15 protein-coding genes and 1 tRNA gene are annotated in these 20,774 nt (G+C 62.1%); 7 read left to right on the top strand and 9 right to left on the bottom strand.

The window, feature by feature from the left end; genetic code table 11:
• Nucleotides 1-18 precede the first annotated feature (18 nt).
• The 4 genes from Pan216_RS09220 to Pan216_RS09235 form a co-directional block, all read right to left on the bottom strand.
• On the bottom strand, nucleotides 19-1,857 hold the full coding sequence (locus tag Pan216_RS09220) for a M48 family metallopeptidase (RefSeq protein ID WP_419193447.1): 1,839 nt from the start codon (nucleotides 1,855-1,857) through the stop codon (nucleotides 19-21).
• A gap of 154 nt (nucleotides 1,858-2,011) precedes the next feature.
• A complete protein-coding gene (locus tag Pan216_RS09225; RefSeq protein ID WP_145257713.1) occupies nucleotides 2,012-3,112 on the bottom strand; it encodes an alpha/beta hydrolase in 1,101 nt (366 codons plus the stop codon).
• A 120-nt stretch (nucleotides 3,113-3,232) separates the two neighbouring features.
• Entirely contained in the window at nucleotides 3,233-4,267 is a 1,035-nt protein-coding gene (locus Pan216_RS09230) for an HAD family hydrolase (protein WP_145257714.1), read from the bottom strand.
• Nucleotides 4,268-4,336: 69 nt separating this feature from the next.
• Nucleotides 4,337-5,941 carry an arylsulfatase gene (locus Pan216_RS09235; RefSeq protein ID WP_145257715.1) on the bottom strand — a complete coding sequence of 535 codons (1,605 nt, stop codon included), beginning with the start codon at nucleotides 5,939-5,941 and terminating at the stop codon, nucleotides 4,337-4,339.
• A 181-nt stretch (nucleotides 5,942-6,122) separates the two neighbouring features.
• Here Pan216_RS09235 and Pan216_RS09240 point away from each other — a divergent pair, with 181 nt between their 5' ends.
• A complete protein-coding gene (locus tag Pan216_RS09240; protein WP_145257716.1) occupies nucleotides 6,123-6,446 on the top strand; it encodes a hypothetical protein in 324 nt (107 codons plus the stop codon).
• 50 nt (nucleotides 6,447-6,496) lie between these two features.
• Here Pan216_RS09240 and Pan216_RS09245 read toward each other — a convergent pair whose 3' ends face one another.
• Both Pan216_RS09245 and Pan216_RS09250 read right to left on the bottom strand, forming a co-directional pair.
• The gene (locus Pan216_RS09245; RefSeq protein WP_145257717.1) at nucleotides 6,497-6,949 is read right to left on the bottom strand and encodes a cupin domain-containing protein; all 453 of its coding nucleotides are present in this window, start codon (nucleotides 6,947-6,949) and stop codon (nucleotides 6,497-6,499) included.
• Between the two features lie 927 nt (nucleotides 6,950-7,876).
• Nucleotides 7,877-7,950, bottom strand: a tRNA-Pro gene (locus Pan216_RS09250).
• 276 nt (nucleotides 7,951-8,226) lie between these two features.
• On the opposite strand from Pan216_RS09250, the gene ilvC reads away from it, so the two are divergent.
• Both ilvC and Pan216_RS09260 read left to right on the top strand, forming a co-directional pair.
• Entirely contained in the window at nucleotides 8,227-9,216 is a 990-nt protein-coding gene (ilvC, locus tag Pan216_RS09255) for a ketol-acid reductoisomerase (RefSeq protein WP_145257718.1), read from the top strand.
• The gene (locus Pan216_RS09260; protein WP_145257719.1) at nucleotides 9,213-10,751 is read left to right on the top strand and encodes an aldehyde dehydrogenase family protein; all 1,539 of its coding nucleotides are present in this window, start codon (nucleotides 9,213-9,215) and stop codon (nucleotides 10,749-10,751) included. The genes ilvC and Pan216_RS09260 overlap by 4 nt, the downstream gene beginning before the upstream one ends.
• On the opposite strand, the gene Pan216_RS09265 is transcribed toward Pan216_RS09260, so the two are convergent.
• A complete protein-coding gene (locus Pan216_RS09265; protein ID WP_145257720.1) occupies nucleotides 10,737-11,357 on the bottom strand; it encodes a thermonuclease family protein in 621 nt (206 codons plus the stop codon). The genes Pan216_RS09260 and Pan216_RS09265 overlap by 15 nt on opposite strands.
• A gap of 289 nt (nucleotides 11,358-11,646) precedes the next feature.
• Here Pan216_RS09265 and Pan216_RS09270 point away from each other — a divergent pair, with 289 nt between their 5' ends.
• The 4 genes from Pan216_RS09270 (at nucleotide 11,647) to Pan216_RS09285 (ending at nucleotide 17,488) form a co-directional block, all read left to right on the top strand.
• Nucleotides 11,647-12,570: a GNAT family N-acetyltransferase gene (locus Pan216_RS09270; protein ID WP_145257721.1), complete on the top strand. Its 924-nt coding sequence runs from the start codon at nucleotides 11,647-11,649 to the stop codon at nucleotides 12,568-12,570.
• A 69-nt stretch (nucleotides 12,571-12,639) separates the two neighbouring features.
• Nucleotides 12,640-14,109, top strand: coding sequence for a sulfatase family protein (locus Pan216_RS09275; protein ID WP_145257722.1), 1,470 nt, complete (start codon nucleotides 12,640-12,642; stop codon nucleotides 14,107-14,109).
• Between the two features lie 416 nt (nucleotides 14,110-14,525).
• Nucleotides 14,526-15,329 (top strand): alpha/beta hydrolase, encoded by an 804-nt coding sequence (locus Pan216_RS09280; RefSeq protein WP_419193662.1) that lies wholly within the window; start codon nucleotides 14,526-14,528, stop codon nucleotides 15,327-15,329.
• 164 nt (nucleotides 15,330-15,493) lie between these two features.
• Nucleotides 15,494-17,488, top strand: coding sequence for a sulfatase (locus Pan216_RS09285; RefSeq protein ID WP_145257724.1), 1,995 nt, complete (start codon nucleotides 15,494-15,496; stop codon nucleotides 17,486-17,488).
• 331 nt (nucleotides 17,489-17,819) lie between these two features.
• Here Pan216_RS09285 and lptB read toward each other — a convergent pair whose 3' ends face one another.
• Together lptB and Pan216_RS09295 are read right to left on the bottom strand one after the other, a co-directional pair.
• Nucleotides 17,820-18,920 (bottom strand): LPS export ABC transporter ATP-binding protein, encoded by a 1,101-nt coding sequence (gene lptB, locus Pan216_RS09290; protein WP_145257725.1) that lies wholly within the window; start codon nucleotides 18,918-18,920, stop codon nucleotides 17,820-17,822.
• 312 nt (nucleotides 18,921-19,232) lie between these two features.
• Nucleotides 19,233-20,759 carry a S26 family signal peptidase gene (locus tag Pan216_RS09295; RefSeq protein WP_145257726.1) on the bottom strand — a complete coding sequence of 509 codons (1,527 nt, stop codon included), beginning with the start codon at nucleotides 20,757-20,759 and terminating at the stop codon, nucleotides 19,233-19,235.
• Nucleotides 20,760-20,774: the final 15 nt, after the last annotated feature.

The following is a 20,774-nucleotide window of genomic DNA, read 5'->3' on the forward strand; positions in this document are numbered from 1 at the left end:
CTCGGGCCCCGAAACAAGTCACTCCGCGGACGAATCTTCTTCCCGCTGGCGGCATTTCTGTTCCTGGAATTCCGCCGCTATCTTGTAGCGCCCGAGATACTTCTCGAAGGTTTCGAGAAACTGCTGACGCTCGGCCGCCGCGCGAAACCACTGCATCTTGATTTGAAGGTCACCACCGGCGGTTGACTCGCGATGGATCTTTAGCGTTCCATCGTCGAGCACGCAATTGCCCACGTCTGACCAGGGCAGCTTGTCCTGCCATTCGGCGAACGCGATCGACTGATCGTCGATGGTGATGAGACCCTTCTTGCACGAAAATTCCATCTTGGGGAAGGCGCGCTCGACGATCTCCCGCTCCGCGTCGTTCTCCGGCAAGAAACGATAGGGGAGCGACTGCTCGTGGACCTTGAGGAAGCGCTCCTCGTAGGAACGCCAGAGATTCGATTCAATCTCGCTCGCCCCGGCGATCAGTTCGTACCACTTGCCGTCACCCTTGGTCTCGAGCAAGGCGGTGGTCTCGCGATCCCGGAGCGACACGCCCATCGCGGTCAAACGATCGGCGATCGGGGGATGAGTGTCGAACGGATGAGCCGTCTCGATATGGTCGAGGTCGGCGCTGGACAGGAATTGTTGGGCGAAGGGGGCGAATCCCTGCTCGATCTTTTCCCGCAGGTTGGTCGACTCGAGGACCGATTCCTGGTCGAAGACCTCTTGCTCGACGTTGCCGCGATAGGCGGAATAGGCGGAGACGCGGAGCAGGGCTTTCGCGTTGGACTGTGGGGAGACGACGTCGGCGGCGATCCCGTCGGCGCGAAACTCCCGTTGACGGCTGTGCTTACCTAGGGAGAGAGCGAAGAGGAAGCGAAAGACGTTCAGGAAGTAGAAGATCGGGATCGTCGTCCCACCTTCATAGAGCGTCTGGAGGTAGTGATCGTAGCGGTGCTCGAGTCGAGAAATCTTGCCGCCGTAGAGGGTGTCCATGCCGCTGAAGTGTGCCATCTCGTGGGCGAGGACGGCCTTCGCTTCGTCGCCATCCAACTGCTTGAGTAGCGACAGGCTGATGTAGAGGGTGCGACCCTGGTAGCGTTCGCCGTTGACGGTGAGGGGAGCGTCGGTGACGAAGAAGTTGTCGTCGATGCCCGCGATGATCTGATCGGGTGGTTCGGTGCCGAGCGTGGCGCAGATGCTTTCGAGTTCCTTCCAAATCGGCGCGCCGTGGTTCTTGGGGAAGATCTCCCCCTCGACTTCGGCGCTGAACTTCGGGACCGTGAAGATTCCCTTGATCAGGGTGCCGGCGGCGACAACGGCCAAGAGCGCGGTCAGTCCGATGAGCTTGACCGAGTAGAGGTTGAACCAGAGCGCGGTGACCCAGAACGAGAGAGCGACCAGCAGCACGCCCTGGACCAGCACTTGAATCGCGGTATAGATGCGCAGGACGTGCCAGCCGACCGCCAGGCTGAGGGCCAGCGCGCGTTGCGACCGCATCGAGAAGAGGACGCAAACACCGGCGAGGGCGAGGACCAGCACGCCGGCGGCGATGGACCAAATCGACAAGCGGATCGCCCATCGAAAGGTGGCGAAGTGGAACCGCGTCTCGGCATCGAACGATTTCGCCACCTCGTCTTGAAGGATCAACCGCGACAGGGGAATGGCGCGATGAAAAGCCGTCGCCTCGTGGCGTTGTTCCTCGTTCAGGGTCGGATCGTTGGCGATCTGCTTTAGGATTGCTTCGCGGTAACGGGCGTTGAGCTGTTGCTGGGCATGCAGGAAGAAGAGCAGAGAGATGACCGGCACCAGGAAAATGCAGAGCGCCGGCAGGACGAAATTTCGGGTCACGCCAAGCTTGCCGAAGTCCATGGTGGCTCCGCTTTCGACCGTGGTCGCTGTTGGGGTACGATGACGCCGGCTGAACGAGCGACTTGCCATGGTGGCGACAATGAATGTAACGCCACTTCACTGCGAACGAACAAGCATGTCAACGAAAATCGAGCGGATGGGGAGTTGCCGGAGATCAATCGGATTTCTTCGGCGAATATCCCCGCCACACCCATTCGATGGCGTGGGGGAGGAACTGTTGCTTCGCGTTGCGGATACCGTGTTTGGCTCCGCGACAGAAGAGGTATTGGTAGTCGTACCCCTTCGCCTTGAGAACCTTGGCCATGCGGTGGTTGGCTTCGACCCAGTCGTGCATGCCGTCGCGCATGACGTTGGGGTTGAGCAGGTCCTGATCGCCGACGGAGATGAACAAGCGAATCGGCTTCTTCGGCGAATTGGGGATGATCGTCTCGTGGAAGCCCCAGGCGCCGTCGGGCAAATCGGGGTCGAACGGCCACTGCTGGTTCACGAACGTCCCCGAGGTCGTCAACACCCGACGGTAGAGATCGGGGCGAAACCACGCCATGATCAGCGAGGCCGACCCGCCGGAACTGGAGCCCATCACCGCGCGGCCATCGGGATCCTTCGTCAGCTTGACGTCGCACTCTTTCTCGACTCGTGGCAGCACCTCCGTTTCGATGTATTCGGCGAACACCCCCGACATCGTGTCGTATTCCTTGCCCCGCTGGTGCCCTTGGGCATCGCCGCCGCCATTGGCGATCATGACGAGAACCATCGGCGGCACGCGTTTCTGGGCGATTAGGTTGTCGAGGATCCTCGGCAGTTCCATGTTCGGTTTCCCCTTGGGCCCGTCATGAACGACCATGAACGGCGCCTCGGTGCCCGGCTGGTATTGCGCGGGGACATAGACCGTGATCTTGCGCTTGTAGTCGATGGGATGCGTGTCGACGATCAGCGTCTTGGGGTTGCTTGGGTCGACCGTGCCGAACACCTCGCGGGCGATGCCGGGATTGAGGAGCTTGGTCTCGCGCGAGTCGATCTCGAACTGTTGGACTCGGCCTTGAGGAACACCGTCGACCTTGTCTCGTTCGGGGGCGGGGACGTAGTCCGGACCGATGACGAAGTTGTCGTTGGCCTCGAGCGGGGGATCTTCGCCGGTCTCAAGAACCGTGAACGGCGGAGCGCCAGGAGCGTCGTATTTCCTCACTGGCGGCGCGGCGAGCAAGTTGGAGCAGGTCAAGACCGTGACCGAGACGGCCGCAAGCGGTTGGAGCATCGATTCCTCGTCGTTAACATCGTTTGGCGGGGTGTCGGAAGGAAATTAGCGTAACCGCTCCGGGGCGTCCGGTCGAAGCGATTCCACCAATGAAATTCGACTTGATGCCGATGGCGATGTTCAGCGATCGCTTGATTGGGTCGCGTCGGGATAGATCCGCGTCCAATCGCGCTTCATGTCGGCGACCCTCCACCCACGCTTGGGGGCCTCGTCGAGTGCCTGTTCGAGTCGGCCGACGTGCGAATCTCGGTCGTAGGCCCACTCGCGATCGGCGTCGGTATGGTGAACGATCAAACCGAAGTGACGGCCGGAGTCGCTCTCGGAGCGGGGGATGGTCGTGTATTGCAGCATCTGCAAGTCGCCATCGGAGTTGCCCGCGGCGAAGAGGGGTCGCCGCCCGATGTGCTGGTAGATCCCGATCGGCTTACCTTCCTTGTCATCGATGAACATCCCTTCGGGACGTTTGACGATGGTCGGAATGCCGTCGCGCATTTCAAACTTCGCAGCGATGCTGGAGCCGATCACTTGTTCTGGTGGAATGCCGTAGGTCTCTTCCGCGAAGACGCGGATGAAGTCGATGCCACCCCCGGAGACGATGAAGGTCTTGAAGCCGTGTTCCCGTAGGTAGGCCAATAGCTCCAGCATGGGTTGGTAGACCATCTCGTCGTAGGGCCGATTGGTAATCGGGTGCCGCCGCGTGGCCAGCCAATCGCGGACCGCGGCGGAGAACTCCTCGGCCGTCAGGTTCGCATGGGAGGACGCGAGGATCTTGGCCAGTCCCTCCTTGCCGGTGGCCATCAGTCCATTCACGTCGCCGGCAAGGGCGCTTTTGAACGGCTCGGTCGTTTCCCAATCAGGATGGTTGGCGGCCATCTTCCTCACTTGATCGATGGCGAAGAACAGTTGGAAGTAGGTCGGCTTCTCCGACCAAAGAGAGCCATCGTTGTCGAAGGTCGCGATCCGTTCTTCGGGCGGGACGTAGTCGGGCGAGCCCTCGGTCGTGACGGCGTCGACGAACGTGATAATCGCTCGCTTGACGTCGCCCTCCTTCCACGACGGCAACGGGTCCGAGCCCGGCGTCGGTTGACCCAAGACGGGACTCGCGACACCTACGAGGAGCAACGTCGCGCACGTCGTCGAAACGATCGATTTCATGGGACTCTCTCGCGAGGGAGGTGGGACCGCCGGCTGGTTGAGGGCCGGCGGCGCTTCGGGACCGAGGAACTACTTGCCGCGCGCCGCGTCCTCGATCTGCTTCTGCACCTTGTCGAGGTTGAAGGATCCCGGTGTTTGGCTGGGCGGATACTCCTTGAGGGTTTGGTAGAACTGTCCCGCCAACTGCTGCATGGGAACGATGACATAGGGGCGATCGAGGAACCAGTCGTGGTAGACGTTGGCGTCGATCTGGGCCTTTTCGAAGGGATCTCGCCTCAAGTTGCACAAGAGGGGAATACGCAGTTCCGTGAACGGCTCCCGCCAGATCTGAAAGGCGTCGGCGCGGTTCTCGAGAAAGGTCGCTTTCCAGTCACCCAAGCGGATCGCGACCATCTGGCCATCGTCGTTGACGTAGTAGAACTCCTTGCGCGGCGAAGCTTGGATGTTCTCGCTGTAACTGGCGAACTTGTCGGCGTTGGAGAAGTACTCGTTCATGTCGTAGCCGTCGAGATATTGCTTGTAGTTCCGGCCGATCGCCTGGTATCCGTCGAGCATGTCCTCCTTGAGATCGTCCTTGCCCGCGGCGGCGGCGAGTGTGACCATCCAGTCCTCGTGCGCGACGATCCCGTTGAGGGTCGCTCCCGACGGGTACCTCGCCGGCCAGCGGACGAACGCGGGCACGCGGTAGGCGCCTTCCCAGTTGCTGTTCTTTTCCTTGCGGAAGGGGGTGTAGCCGGCATCGGGCCAGGTGTTGAAGTGCGGGCCATTGTCGGTGGAGTAGAAGACGATCGTGTTGTCGGCGATGCCGAGTTCGTCGATCAGGTCCAGGAGTTGGCCAACGTGCATGTCGTGCTCGATCATGCCGTCGTGATACTCGTCGCCATGAGGGCTCGAGAGGCCGACGTGTTCTTCCTTGACGTGCGTGCGGAAGTGCATGCGAGTCGCGTTCCACCAGCAGAAGAAGGGCTTGCCCGCCTCGTGTTGGCGCCTGATGTAGTCCTTGGCGGCGGCGACCGTCTCGTCGTCGATCGTCTCCATCCGCTTCTTCGTGAGTTGGCCGGTATCCTCGATCGTCTGTGTTCCATCCGGGTTGGCCTTGCACTTGAGCACGCCACGCGGTCCGTACTGTTCGAAGAAGGTCTTGCCGCTGGGTAGGACGAAGTCCTTCGGGTAGTCGCGGTTCTCCGGCTCCTCCGAGGCGTTAAGGTGGTAGAGGGGACCGAAGAACTCGTCGAAGCCGTGATTGGTCGGCAAGTGTTCGTCGCGGTCACCGAAGTGGTTCTTCCCAAACTGTCCCGTCGCGTAGCCCTGCTGCGAGAGGACGCCGGCGATCGTGATGTCCGACTCCTGCCACCCCTCGGCGGCGCCGGGCAGGCCCACTTTGGTCATCCCCGTGCGGACCGGAACGCAGCCACCAAGAAAGGCCGCTCGTCCGGCGGTGCAGGACTGTTGGGCATAGTAGTCGGTGAAGCTGATCCCCTCACGCGCGATCCGGTCGATGTTCGGCGTTCGGTAGCCCATCATGCCGCGGTTGTTGTGGCTGATGTTCCAGATTCCGATATCGTCGCCCCAAATGACGACGACGTTAGGCTTCTCGTCGGCGCCCGCGGTGAGCGACAGGGCGACCAAGCAACCGAGCGCGAGCAGTGGCCGGCTCACGGGTGGCATCTTCATGGCGATTGGCTCCAGAAGGTACTGGCTGTCGGACGGGATCGCCGGGCCCCCGGCGTCATGATCGTGTCAGCGATACGAAGCAGACGGCATGCTTCTCTCGACTCTATGCGTCGGGCAGGTGCAAGGCAACGAACTTGAAAGATTGGCGTGGTGGTTGAGATGCAGGGGGCTTGATGGGCCGATGAAGGATCGCTTGTTGGCCTTCCTGTCGCGCGGTTACGATGGGGGAGAATCGACCGGCATGACCGAGGAACGCTTCATGAACGACGCCACGTGTTCAAACGCCTACGCGATGGTTCGGGCCGCGACTTTCTTCGCGGGGTACTTTGTTGTGGGAGGATCGTTTGGTGGCTGGCTGACCTATCACTTCGGTTGGGGAGCCGGTTCCGAACACGGCTTACATCTCATCGGGTTCTCCCTGGGGTTGATCACGCTCGCACTGAGTCTCTTTCCGTTGTGGTTCGCGTGGGCGCTCGTTCGAAGCCTGCGAACCCATCAAGAGTGACCCACGGGAGAGTCGCCCAATTCGTCACCGTTCCTCGAGATGACGACATCTCATTTTCCAGAAGGTCTGGAATCAAGGTCGCTGGGTTTTTCAGGGATGGTCAGGCGCTTGGCGTCTTTCGGGTGCAGCACCACCGCGATCAGCCGTGTCGTCGATTCCGTTGACGGGTTCTTCGAGACCCGGTGCAGGCACATCGTCGGCTCGTAGAACGTCTCGCCCGCCTTGAGAATCGTCGTCGGCTTGTTGTCGATGCCCAGCTCGTAGTCGCCTTGCAGAACGTAGCCGAAGACGGGACCTGGATGACGATGAGGCATGCCCGCTCCACCCGGGGCAAGCGTCACCTCCACCACCGTCGCGGCGGTCGCCTTGCCGTCGAGCTGTTCCTCAGTTTCCTGCGTGGAAAGAACGCGGACCGATGATCCAGTCTTCCCCTGGTGGGCGAGGGACATGCCCACCGCGCCGACAAGAATGCCGGTCAGGATCAACAGCACGCCGCGCTTCATGGTATCTCCTCGTGTTCGATGCTTGGCCCCCATTGGGAGCGACCAGACTCTGATTCCCAAGTCATGACGATCGGGAGAGCGTTGGTGTGACAGATCGCGAGGAATTTCTCTCGATCACCCATTGGGAAGGATTGGCGACGGAGTTGTCGTTGGGCTGGGAAGAGCCAGTGGGAGATGAATTGGAGCCGATTCAGGTCGAATCGCGGGCGACCATAGTGGAACGGAATCGCGTCGAGCAGCCAGGTCGAAAGTAGGCTCATGGTCGAGCCGGGCCACAAGTTCAACTCGTGGGAGTTCGAGTCGACGGCGACCCGCCCGCTCGTCGGAGTTTCGGACCTTGCCACCCAGCAGAGTGTCGATTCCTGGAGATCGTCCCCCCAGGGAATAGGGAATGATTCCTGGGATGTCGCGAAACCCCTTCAACCTACTTCCGTTAACCTCGTCGTCGCGATCGTGGAGGACCGCGAAGAGATTGAGCGCGGTGGTGTCGATCGTGGAAGTCAGGTCGGCGATCTCCAACGGATACCGACCAACGTCAAAGGTCCCGGGGCAGAATGTTGCCAAGGAACCTTAGATAGTCCGTGGGGAGCGCAACGCTCGTCGCCAGACTGGGATGAAGGGGCTTCGGATCGACCGGCCTCCTCACGTCACGGTCGATGTGATTGTCGAGTCGGGTTAGCGGGTCCGAGTCCCCGCTCGTCGGGCCGGGGACGCAGGCAAAAGGGCGAGAGCCCCGATCGCGTCGCGTCTGCTCATCGGCGTGTCCATGGTCGGAAACGAACTCGGCATGAGACTCGGCCCATCTCGACGAAGAGGAGAAAGTAGAAAGGAGACCGCAGGAGAGAAAGGGCTCGGGTCGCAGCTCTGCTGCTCTCCTCACTCCTTTCTTGACTCTCCTGCTCTATTTTTGCCGCTTCGCGGCAAAAATCGGGGAGACAAGATTTGAACTTGCGACCTCACGATCCCGAACCGTGCGCTCTACCAAGCTGAGCTACTCCCCGAATCAGCTACTCTTTGTATCGCCTGGCCAAGACGGGTCAACCGAGTTTGCCGCATGCCTCCGAGTGACCTCACGCATTGGTTTGCTCCTTTCTCCTTCTGTCACAACGTGATACGCTGAATTCCCCTCGCGGGTCGGCGAGCGCGATTGTCCCCGGTGAACACCGTTTGTCCAAAGACATCCCCTTTCAAAATGAGGGAAGCGGGCTTGGCAGAGTAAGGGGAATCAGGCATGGTACGCCGGGGACCACCACCGGCTGACCTACGGAAGGACACTCATGGCAACGGTTTACCGCGAAGCGGATGCCCATCCCGACCTCTTGACTGAACGAACCATCGCCATCGTCGGCTTCGGCAACCAGGGGAGAGCCCAAGCCCTCAATCTGCGCGACAGCGGCGCCAAGGTCATCGTCGGCAACATCGACGATAACTACCGCGCCCAGGCGATCGAGGATGGCTTCGAGGTCTTCTCCATCGCCGAGGCCGTCGAGGCCGCCGACGTGGTGATGCTGCTGCTGCCCGACGAGATCGCTCCGGAAGTCTACACCCGCGACATCGCCTCCCATTTGCGGGCAGGCGACGCCATCAGCTTCGCGTCCGGCTACAACGTTCATTACGAGCACATCGTCTGCCCCGAGGACGTCGACGTTGTCCTTCTGGCGCCGCGGATGATCGGCCGTGGTGTCCGCGACCTCTACCTCTCCGGCGACGGCTTCTTTAGTTTCGTCGGTGTCCATCAAGATGCCAGTGGGGGGGCACGCGACGTCATGCTCGCCCTCGCCTCGGGCATCGGCACCTTGCGAAAGGGGGCCGTCGATGTCAGCTTCCAAGTCGAAACCGAGCTCGATCTCTTCAACGAGCAGGGGTTCGGGCCCGCGTTCGGGCGTGTCTTGTTGACGTCAATCGATACGCTGATCAAAGCGGGCTATCCCAAGGAAGCGGTCTTGTTGGAGTTCTACCTCTCCGGCGAGATGTCCTACATCTTCCAGGCGATGGCGGAGATGGGGCTTATCGAACAACTCGACGCTCATTCGCAGACGAGCCAATACGGCGCCATCTCGCGCGGCATGCGCTTCCTGGGGATCAATTTGAAGCGGCCAATGCGGAAGATTCTCGACAATATTCGTCGGGGCAAGTTCGCCCGCGAGTGGAACTTCGAACAGCGCACCGGCAAGGTCCGCTTCCGGCTCCTGCGAGCCCTCGCCAAGCGGCAACCGATCGGCAAGATCGAGAAAGAGGTGCGCAAGGAATTGGGGATCGGTGCATGACTCCGCTGACCGAGCAGGCCTCTCGCGGGAGCTCTCGCCCACGCGACGCCTTCGCGCGGTCATCCGATGGGGACACGATGGAGGACGCGGATCAGTCGGCGATCGCACTGGACCCCTTGCTCGAAGCCGCGCGGAAGGCGGGACGAGCTTGGGGCCGGCTGTCGTTCGCCGAGCGCCGATCGCGACTTCTCGCCTTTCGCGATCTCCTAGTCGATCACCTCGAGGGCATTGTCGAGGCGGCACAGCGCGATGTCGACAAGCCGGCTTTCGACGTCACCTCCGAGGTCCTCAACGTCGCCGACTTGATTGGCTACTACGCCAAGCGGGGGGGGCAGCTTCTCCGGCCACGGCGTCGGTCCTCGGGGCTCCTGCTCAACAAACGCGCCGAACTGCACTACGAGCCATGTGGCGTCGTTGGCGTCATCAGCCCTTGGAACTATCCGCTGGTCCTTTCGATCGGGACGATCATCCCGGCTCTCGTCGCGGGCAACGCGGTGCTTCTGAAACCTTCCGAACGCGTTCCGACCACCAATCTCCTGCTCGAGGAGTTGCTCGCCGAGAGCGATCTGGGCGCTCCCTTGGTCAAGTACCTCCATGGTGGGCCGGACGCCGCGTTGTCCCTCGCCGAGTCATCGGTCGACAAGATCGTCTACATCGGCGGGACAGTGGGCGGTAGAGCCGTGCTTCGGGCGACGGCCGAACGCTTGACCCCGACGGTGCTCGAACTCGGGGGCAACGACGCCATGATCGTCGCCGAGGATGCCGACATCGAGCGCGCGGCGGCCGCGGCGGTTTGGGGGAGTTTCTTTAACGCCGGGCAAAGCTGTATCGCCGTCGAGCGCTGCTACGCCCATGCGTCGATTATCGACCGCTTCGTCGAACGTGTCGTCGAGCGGACCGAGCGACTTCGTCAGGGTTACGCGGTGGTCCACGATGGCCAGGAGGACCAGCGCGATCTTGGCCCGGTCATCTCGACGAGTCAGGGCGAGCGGATTCGCGAACTACTCGACGACGCCGTCGCGAAGGGGGCGGTGATTCGCTGTGGCGGCGTTCCGGATGCGATCGACGCTCGGCTCTTTCCGCCGACCGTCATCACCAACGTCGATCATACGATGCGCCTCACGCGGGAAGAGGTCTTCGGCCCGCTCCTGCCGATCATGAGCTACGAGAGTGACGGCCAAGCGATCGACCTCGCGAACGACTCGCCGTTTGGCCTCTCGGCGAGTGTTTGGTCCTCGAACCAGGCGCGGGCGAGGCGCATCGCCGCCGACCTCGACGTCGGGGGCGTGGTCATCAACGACAACCTCGTCCATTTTGCGTTTGCCGATCTTCCGTTCGGGGGCGTGAAAGAGAGTGGGTTCGGCCGGCTGCACGGTCGGGAAGGGCTGATGGAGTTCTGCCGAACCAAATCGGTGGTGACCCATCGGTTCGGCCCGCGCATGGAACTGCAATGGTTCCCGGTCCGCGGCAAGATCAGGTTGCTGCGACGGCTCAGTCGGCTCCTTTACCGTTCCGGTTGGTCACGCTTTCGCTAGACCTTTCTCGCGGTAGACTTGTTTCCAGCGGAGTTGTTTCGCTGCCGCGGTCATTTTCCGCCACTGCCAGGGGGGAATGGAGTCGGCGTCGGCCCAGATGCCGAGGGCCGCGCCTCGGGCCACGCTAGCCGATACGCAGAATGCCTCTTCCTCGCTCGCTCGCTTCTCGTCCAACCACGCCAGTCCCGACGCGAGCACGATCTCGTTGACGGAGACTCCCGGAACGGAATAGACGAGGGCTTCCCAGTGCTCGTCGTTGGTGCGAATCATTTCGAGCAGGACCTCTTGATCGAGGATGATCTCGCTGACGAGATCCTTCGCCTCTTGCCCCTTGGGTTGGTCCAGCTCCGGCGCATCAATGCCGAAGAGGCGAACATCGTGCTCGTCCCCTAGTTGGTCACCGGTCGGAGTTTCGAGCTTGAGACGCAGTCGAAGCTTGTCCCCGTCGATCACACCGGTCACTTGTCCGTAGACGAGCGAGATCTTTCCACCGGTGTTTCGCTGATGGTCGGGCGAATTGGTTTGGTTGGCGAGTTGATGATAAATGGAGCTTCCTCCAATGACCCCAACGGCCAAAAGGAGGAACCAGCTTCGAGAGGATTGCATGATTCACCTACTAGGGAAATGCTCAAGCTGTGCTCTATTTCCCACGTCTTTCCCATTCTTGACCCAGTTTGTGGCCCTTTCAATGACCAAGTACGCTTTTCCACGCACGCGCCTACAGCAGTTTTGGCCGCGAGTTTCGACAGAAAAAACTAGGAGTTTGGTCGCACTGGAATCGGCGTGACGCGGCCCACTTGGGGGACTTCGCGGCCTGTCGGTTCAATCGCCGAAGGTTGCTGTTCCTACCACCGGCGCCGCTTGGCTACCATGGCCTCAAAGGAGAATCCCCACCATGGTCCACCTTCGGGCGATGAGAGACGACGAGTTCGATCGCGTGGCCGAGTTGATCTTCGAGTCGACGAACTACTGGTACGAGCGGCATGGATTCGGCCACATCTTCCTTGGCCAGCCGAGCGATTGTCGGCTCTTTTGCGAGGTCTACGAAGATCTCGACCCCGGCTGCTGCCTGCTCGCGATCGATGACGAGACCGAGGAGCCACTCGGCTCCTGTTTCTACCGTTCGCGCGAAACCCATTGGTCGCTGGGGATCATGAACGCCCATTCGAAGGCGGCTGGCAAAGGGGTCGCGAAGGGGCTGCTGCGCGAGATCATTCGGCGGGCGACGGAGGCGGGCAAGCCCCTTAGGCTCTTTTCCAGCGCCCTCAACCTCGACTCCTATTCGCTCTACACTCGCAGTGGATTAGCTCCCTACGCGATCTTTCAGGACATGATTCTTCCCGTTCCGAAAAAAGGTCTCCTTTCGGAGGTGGTGGACACGTCTCGCGTCCGCGATGCCACCCTCGAGGACCTCGACTCGATCGTCGCGCTCGAGCGGGAGGTTTGGGGGATTGGCCGCGCGGGCGACTGGAAATACTTCCTGGAGAACCGGCGTGGCATCTGGCACGCGAGTGTGATCGAGCGAGAGGATCGGACGCTAGCCGGGGTGCTCGCCTCGGTCCATCACCCAGGGAGCAACATGCTCGGCCCGGGCGTGGCCCTTGACGCGACTGCCGCAAGTGCCCTGATCTTGGCGGAGCTCAATGTTCACCGAGGGCGTTCGCCGGTCTTTCTGGTCCCGGCCGCCAATCGGGAACTCGTCGGACTGATGTATGGGCTCGGGGCCCGCAATTGCGAACTCCACGTCGGGCAATCCCTCGGGCCGCCACCCACGATCAAGGGAGTGGTCTTGCCGACCTTCATGCCGGAAACTTGCTGAGCGTACCGAACGACGTTACCCTCGAAGTCCCTCTGGTCCGTTCCTACCTCGAAGGGAAAAGGTGTACCGTTGAAAGTTGCCGCCTCCATTCTTCTCGCGACGCTCTGCCTGACCGCATCGACCGCCGACGCCGCCAAGCGTCCGAACATCCTATGGATCGTCGGCGAAAACTTCGCCCTCGACCTTGGCTGCTACGGCGCCGAGAACGTCCACACGCCGAATCTCGACCGTCTCGCCGAGGAGGGCATCCGCTACACCAACGTCTACGCTACCTCGCCTGTCTGCGCCCCGAGTCGTTCGGCCTTCATGACCGGGATGTATCAGACCACGACTGACACGCACCACATGCGTTCCCATCGCGACGACGCCTTTCGCCTTCCGCCCGGTGTCCGGCCGATGACCCATCGTCTTGCCGACGCCGGCTACTTCACCGCGAACATCAAGCTCATCGGGGAACGTGTCGTCGGCACCGGCAAGCTCGACCTCAACTTCGTCAACGAAGGGCCGATCTATCAATCCGACGCGTGGGAGGCACTGAAGGACCATCAGCCCTTCTTCGCGCAGATCAACATGCCCGAGGCGGAGTATGACATCTATGATCGCAAGTCGGGCGAGAAGGCGCGTGTGCCTTGGGTGGGCGAGGAGTGGCACCCCAAGGTCGCGACCGAAGCGAACGTCACCCCGCCGCCGTACTACCCGGACCATCCGATCTCGCGGCAAGAGTGGGCCCGCTACCTCAACTCCGTTACCGGAACCGACGTCCGCGTCGGATGGATCTTGGAGCAACTCAAGAAAGATGGGCTCGCCGACGATACGGTCGTGATCTTCTTTGGCGACAACGGCCGGCTCGAAGCTCGCGGGATTCACTGGTGTTTCGACTCGGGACTGCACGTGCCGATGATCGTTCGCTGGCCCAAGGGGATTTCCACGCCGCCCGGCTATCGGCCCGGAACGGTCGATGATCAAGTCATCAGCCTGCTCGACATTACCGCGACGACGCTCGGAATCGCGGGCATCCCGCGCCCGCCGCTGATGCAAAGCCGCCGTTTCCTCGGGAACGTCGTCGACCCGCCGCGGACCTATGCGTTCAGTGCCCGCGATCGCATCGACGAGACCGTCGTCAGGCAGCGTTCGGTCCGCGACAAACGCTATCACTACATTCGCAACCTCACGCCGGGCGCCGGCTTCCCGACGCTCAACCGCTACAAGGAGAAGTGCTTTCTCGTCAAGCCGCTGATGAGGGAACTCGCGGCGGAGGGCAAGCTCTCGGGACCGCCCTTAGACCTGATGAAGCCCTTTCCGAAGGAACAGCTCTACGACACGAAGGCCGACGCGCACGAGATCCACAACCTCGCCGACTCGAAGGATCCCAAGGACCAAGCCGCCCTCGAACGCATGCGCGCGGCGCTCGACACTTGGATCGTCGAATCGGGCGATCGTGGCCACATCCCCGAGCCGCCCGGCGTCGTCGCTCCCTTCGAGAAGGAGATGCACGACTGGTTCGGAACCCCCGCGTGGTACAAGAAGCCGGAGAAGTGAGATGTGTTGGACGGGTGCCATGCTCCACGCTTGCGTGGGCATGCAAAGGGGATTGACGCTTTCGTGGACATGCAAAGCGGATTGACGCTCTCGTGGGCATGCAAAGGGGATTGACGCTTGCGTGGGCATGCAAAGGGGATTGACGCTTGCGTGGGCATGCAAAGAGGATTGACGCTCTCGTGGGCATGTGCGGTGTTTCAACAACATTCAAGGGTGGCCCAGATTGCTTGTCAATCTGGGGACGCGAAGCGTCCAAGAGTCCCTTCGGTCCGTCTCCGTGTCCGACATACCAACGGCGTTCTCTCGACATTGATCGAGGGGGCGTTCCGATGACCTGGAAGAACTGACCTGGAGAGTCCTCGATGAGATCATACCGACCCCTAGCCTTCGTCGCATTTGTCTGCGTCATTGCCGTCATGGCAACGACGGCTCTCGCCGCCAAGCCGGTCGGGACGCCGCACGTCTACAAGACTGTCGATGGCCGTGAGCTGAAGCTCTATGTCACCAGGCCGAAGGACTGGAAGGAGGGTGATGAGCGACCCGCGATCGTCTTTTTCCATGGCGGCGGCTGGGTCGGTGGGGCGCCGGGACAGTTCACCGAACACAGCAAGCACCTGGCCGATCGGGGGATGGTGGCGGTGCAGGTCGAGTACCGACTGCTCGATCGCAAGAGCAAGGAGCCGCCAACGATCTGCGTCGAGGATGCTCTCGCCGCGTTCCGTTGGGTGCGCGATCACGCGAAGGAACTTGGCATCGACCCCGACCGGATCGCGTCGGCGGGGGGCTCGGCGGGCGGGCACTTGGCGGCCTACCTCGGGACGGTCGATCAACCAACGAAGGACGGGCAGACGTCCGCGAAGCCCAACGCGATGGTTCTCTTCAACCCGGTCTACGACAACGGCCCCGACGGCTGGAGTTACAAGCGGACCGGCGAGCGATATCGCGAGTTCTCACCCATTCACAACATCTCCAGCGACGACCCGCCGAGCATCGTCTTCCTCGGCTCGAAGGACAACCTCATCCCCGTCGCCACCGCCGAGTCCTTCCAGAAGCAGATGAAGGACGCCGGCGTCCGCAGCGAGCTACGCGTTTATGAAGGCCAACCCCACGGCTTCTTCAACGTCGGCCGCGACAACGGCAAGTGGTACAAGAAGACCCTCGGCGAAACCGATGGGTTTTTGACGTCGCTGGGATGGTTGGAGAAACCAAGCAACCCGTAGGGCAGGCCATTGCCTGCCGATCGGAACTCCTTCGGCAACGACACCCCCTCATTCCTGCTGGTTCCCCACCCCGAAACCCTTTACCATGGCGGGTCGGGGAGAGGGTTGGGGAATTGGCGCGGCAGTGAGGGAACTCGGTCGCGCTCGGGGAGATCACGACCACGATGAGATCGAGTCTTTGCTTCTGCGCGGGCCTGCTGTCGCTCCTCTTCGTCGGGGCGGGGCAGGGGGCCGAACGGCCGACAAACGTCATCCTCTTTGTCGTCGACGACATGGGGTGGATGGATAGCACGCCCTACGGTTCGGAGTACTACGAGACGCCGAACATGCAGCGGCTCGCCAAGGAGTCGATGCGCTTCACCAACGCCTACGCGGTGCCGCTCTGCTCGCCGACGCGGGCGTCGATCCTGAGCGGACAGTACTCCGCACGCCACGGCGTCACCAGCGCCAGCGGGCATCAACCGCCTCAGCCGAAGGGGGCGTCGAAGTATCCCAAGACGGCTCCCCCGGCACGCAAGCTGATCTACGCCGAGAGTAAGAACTACCTCGATCCCGAGCTCGTGACGATCGCCGAGGTTCTCCGCGAGAAGGGCTATCGCACCGGGCACTTTGGCAAGTGGCATCTCGGCTCGACGCAGGAATACTGGCCCGACAAGCACGGCTTCGAGACGACTTGGCACTGCACGCCCGACCCGGGACCGCCGAGCTATTTTTCGCCCTATGGCGTTCATCCCGACGGCACGCCGAAGGGCCGCCATAAGGTCGGCAACATCACCGACGGCCCCGAGGGGGAGTACATCACCGACCGGCTCACCGACGAGGCGATCAAATTCATCGAGGCTCACAAGGATGAGCCCTTCTACCTGAACCTCTGCCAGTACGGCGTCCACGGGCCGTGGGGACACAAGGAAGAGTACACTCGCGAGTTCGCCAAGAAGAAGGACCCGCGCGGTGAGCAGCGTAACCCGATCATGGCCTCGATGCTCAAGAGCGTCGACGAGAGCTTGGGCCGGATCACCGCCAAGCTCGACGAACTCGGTCTCGAAGAGGACACGCTGCTGATCTTCTACTCCGACAACGGCGGCAACGACCACAGCAACAGGTCCGACGACCGCAAGCTCGCGAAGGTCAAACCGGGACACCCGAAGTACGACTTCGTCCAGGACTGGCGAAAGTGGGCAGGGCCCGAAGGGCCGACCAACAACGCCCCGCTTCGCGAGGGGAAGGGGCGGATCTACGAGGGAGGGGCTCGCGTTCCCCTCATGGTCCGGTGGCCTGGCCACATCAAGCCCGGCACCACCAGCGACGAGGTGGTCGGCGCAATCGATCTCTACCCGACGATCCTCGAGGCCCTTGAGGTCGAACGCCCCGATGGCCACATCCTCGACGGCGAGTCGATCCTCCCCGTGCTCGAAGAGCGTGGGTCGCTCGATCGGGAGGCGTACTTCACTTGGTTCCCGCACCTGATCCCCGCGGTGTCGGTTCGATCGGGTGACTACAAGCTCATCCGCCGCTGGGAGCCGCACGCGAAGTACCCCGAGGTGCGGGAGCTCTACAACTTGAAAGAGGACATCGGGGAGACGAACAACCTCGCCGAGACGATGCCGAGCAAGGTGAAGGAGCTCGATCGGCTCATCGACAAGTTCATCGCCGACACGGGGGCGCTCGAGCCGATTCCCAACCCGGCCTACAAGGAGCCGCGACAGGCGAAGGGGAAGCAGCCGGTGGCGGCAACGACGCGTGATCCCGCGAAGGGTCTCGTGCCGAAGATGAGCAAGACGACGCCGGTCGCCGGAGCACTTCGGATCGAGGCGGATGGTCGCACGCCCTTCCTGGGGACGGCGCAGGCCAAGTTCGCGGGGCCGCTGACGATGAAGCTTCGGGCTCGCAGCGCGAAGGGGGGCGAGGGGAAGGTCGTTTGGAAGACCACCGCCCAGGAGAAGTTCCCTCGTGGCACCCAGGTCGCTTCCTTCAAGCTACCCGCGGGCAATGAGTGGTCGGATGTCGAAGTCGCCGTCCCTGTCGAGGGCGAAGCCCAGGTTGTTCGGCTCTACCTTCCCGCGAGTGACTCGCCGGTGGAGGTCCAAACGCTCGCGTTCAGCAACAAGGACGGCAAGCGGCGGGCGTGGAACTTCAAGGGCCTCAAGCCGTCGCGATAGTGGTGGTTGAGAGTGAGGGGAGCGCGAAGCGTACACCTGTCCCGGAGTGGGGAACGGCGTTGCCCGTCGATTGGTGGCGTGTTTTAGGGTCTCTTGTGGCTTCGCCACCTCGGTTGACAAGCAACCGAGGCCACCCGTAGAGAGAAGACGACTCTCCCCTTGATCTCCCAAGCCAAGCTCCGCCAGGAGGCTAGGCACGCCCTGAGAGGAAAGAAGAAGCCCCCCCCTTAATCCCCCCTTGGACGAGGGGGGACATTGGTTCTGCCCCCTTGGCCAAGGGGGAGCAGAAGACGAAGAGCGGGAGCAGCGGAGAAGGTGGTCGCCGAAGGAGTTAGCCGGCGAGGCGTTCGCCGAGCATGCGTCGGAGCATCGCGACTTGGCGCGAACGGGTGACGTCGTCGCCCTCGGGATCGAAGTCGATGTCCCTTCCCAAAACCTTCGCGAGTAACTGAGCGGCCCGCAGCCGCATCGTGGCGTCACTGCGTTCGAGCGTCTGCACCAGGGCGGGGACGACTTGGTAGCCACGCGCTTCCAGGAGGGCCGCGGCGGTGACGTCGTCGGGACCGCCAAGCCGATTGACCAACTGCACGATTTCCTCGGCATCCAGGAGTTGCCGGATGCTCTGGGTCTGCGGGGCCGGCTGCGGCGCGGGAGCCGGGGTCGAGGCGTACTCCTCGGAGATCGCGGCGGCGTTGAAGTTCTTGCCCAAGTAGACTTCCCGGGCCCGCTTGTCGTTGACGATGTCGAGCGGCGTGCCGTGCGTGAGCATGGTGCCGTCGGCGATCAGGTAGCTTCGGTCCGTGATCCGTAGGGTCTCGGCGACGTGGTGGTCGGTGATGAGGACGCCGATCGAGGAGTTGCGCAGATCGCGAATGATCTCCTGGATGTCGGCGACCGTCTTGGGGTCGATGCCGGTGAAGGGCTCGTCGAGCATGATCAGCATCGGCTCGGACGCGAGGCAGCGGGCGATCTCCAAACGGCGTCGTTCGCCACCGGAGAGGGTCATCGCGACACTCTTGCGCAGACGGGTCAGGCCGAACTGTTCGAGGAGTTCATCCACGCGTTCGCGTCGCTGGCGCCGGTTGGAGTGGTAGGGCTCGCCCCGCCGAACCGTCATCAGCTCGAGAATGGCGTAGAGATTCTGCTCGACGGTCAACTTTCGGAAGACGCTCGAGTCCTGGGCGAGATAGCCAAGCCCGAGACGGGCTCGCTTGTACATCGCGGTGTGGGTGACTTCCTGGCCGTTGAAGGTGACCTTGCCGTCTTTGGGCGAGATCATCCCGACCATCATGCGGAAGGTCGTGGTCTTTCCCGCTCCGTTGGGCCCGAGCAGACCAACGATCTCCCCGACATTGACGTCGATATCGACGCCCTTGACGACGGTTCGCCGGCCGTACTGTTTGATGAGTCCCCGAGCTTCCAGCAACGCCATGAATCGATTCCCGTACGAACGTGGATCAGCGGTCTTTGGATCGACACGCCTCGTCTATAGTTCGCGGTTCAACGTGGAGCAAGAGAAGTTGATGGCGGAGTTGGCAGGTTGGGGCAACTGGCGAAAGAGAAAGTCTTTTATTCCCCTCTCCCCGAGGGAGAGTGAGTCTCTCGTTCCCCTCTCCCTGTGGGTGAGGGGATTTCTTCTCCATCCCATAGTCCCATTTTCGTGGGGAGTATTCGGCACCCAAGAGTTTCCGGCAATGAGAAAATCGAATGGGGCACGCGGCGATGCGTGATCCAGTATCCCGCGTTAGCGGACGAAGCGCCAGCGCCACGCGGGCCAGTAGAGGACGAGGGCTCGGCCTAGCAGGAGATGACGCGGGACGACGTGGCCTCGGAACCACTCGCGGCTGTCGGAGCTGGCGCGGCTGTTGTCGCCGAACATCAGGAATTCGTCGTCGGCCATGGAGAACTCGCGCGGGACCCGTTCGGAGAGTGCCTCTCGCCAATACCCGACCGAATCGGGAGTGACTTCCGGGGACCGCGAGTGGAAGGGGGCTCGGTAGTCGGCTTCGGCGGCCTGTTGGCTGTAGTAGAGGTCCCGGAAGATCTTCAGTTGGCTGACAGTGACATCGGCTTCTCGCGACCCGATCCGAACGGGGGTAGTGTCTGCCATCGTCGGGCCCAGTTCATCCCCTTCGAGCGGAGCGACGTCGACGCCATCGCCGAAGACGAGGCTTCCGTTGACCCAGAGCGTCAGGCGATCGTCGAAGTTCGCGAACCGGATTGGCCAGCTTCCAGTCGAGGTGATCGGCGAGGACGCCTCCGCGAGTTTCTCGCCATTTTGCGTCAGCTCGATCTTCTTGGTCGCGAGGTCGAACACCGCTTGGTAGACGCGGGCGGCCTCGACGAGTTCGAAGGTCACTTTTCCTTCTAGCTGACGGACCTCAAGGGAACATTCAATCATCAAATCGCCGACCCAGTCGTTGTTGGGACGCGACTGTCGACCGTTGCTGTTGTAGGACTCGAAGTCGGTGATCAGTGACGGCGCTGGCCCATCGCTCGAGGTCGAGTCGGGGAGGAGGTGGCGGTAGTCGAGCCAGCCGTCGCGTTTCGGCGAGGAGCTGAAGGACTTCCCGTCGTCGGCGACGGTCCACTGGTCGGTGGACTCGGGAGCCCATCGCGGCGCGGTCCCCGTCTCGAGCATCGCCCTGGAGGGGTAGTCGTTGTCGTAGACGAGTCGGCGCACGGCGTCGATAACCTTGGGCGGCTTGCGGGCGATATGAAAGCGGCCATCGCCCTGGTCGCTGTCGTCGCGGACCCAGAGATCGCCGTAGGAGATCTTCACCGTTTCGTTGGGCAATCCAACGAGTCGCTTGATGAAGTTGATGTGCGACTTTTGCGTGTCGGGGCACTTGAAGACGACGACATCCCAGCGGTCGGGGTCGTCGAACCCCTCGTAGAGGAACTTGGCGACGACGACGCGATCGCCCCCGCGCCGCCCGAGGTTGGTCAAGTCGAGGGGTTCCTCGGTATTCTGACCGCGTCCCATGGTGACGGGAATTCCCGACTCCACCTCGCCGCTGGCGTTGATCAGGCTCGGGTAGCCGGTGGTGGGGGAGACGACGCGTTTGTGGACGCCGAGCAGTGTCGTCGCCATCGACCCGGTCGGGATGACGAAGGCTTCCACCGCGAAGGCGCGCAGGAGGCAAACGAGCACGAGCACGAAGACGAGCGTTTCGACGTATTCGCGCGCGTCGCTCCAGAAGTTCGACGGCCCTTCGGCGCTACTCGTTTCCTTGCCCTGTTCGCCTGTCTTTGGTTGAGTCGAGCCCAAGACGTTCTTCCTTCC

This window comes from Kolteria novifilia, from assembly GCA_007748055.1.
GTDB classification, from domain to species: domain Bacteria; phylum Planctomycetota; class Planctomycetia; order Kolteriales; family Kolteriaceae; genus Kolteria; species Kolteria novifilia.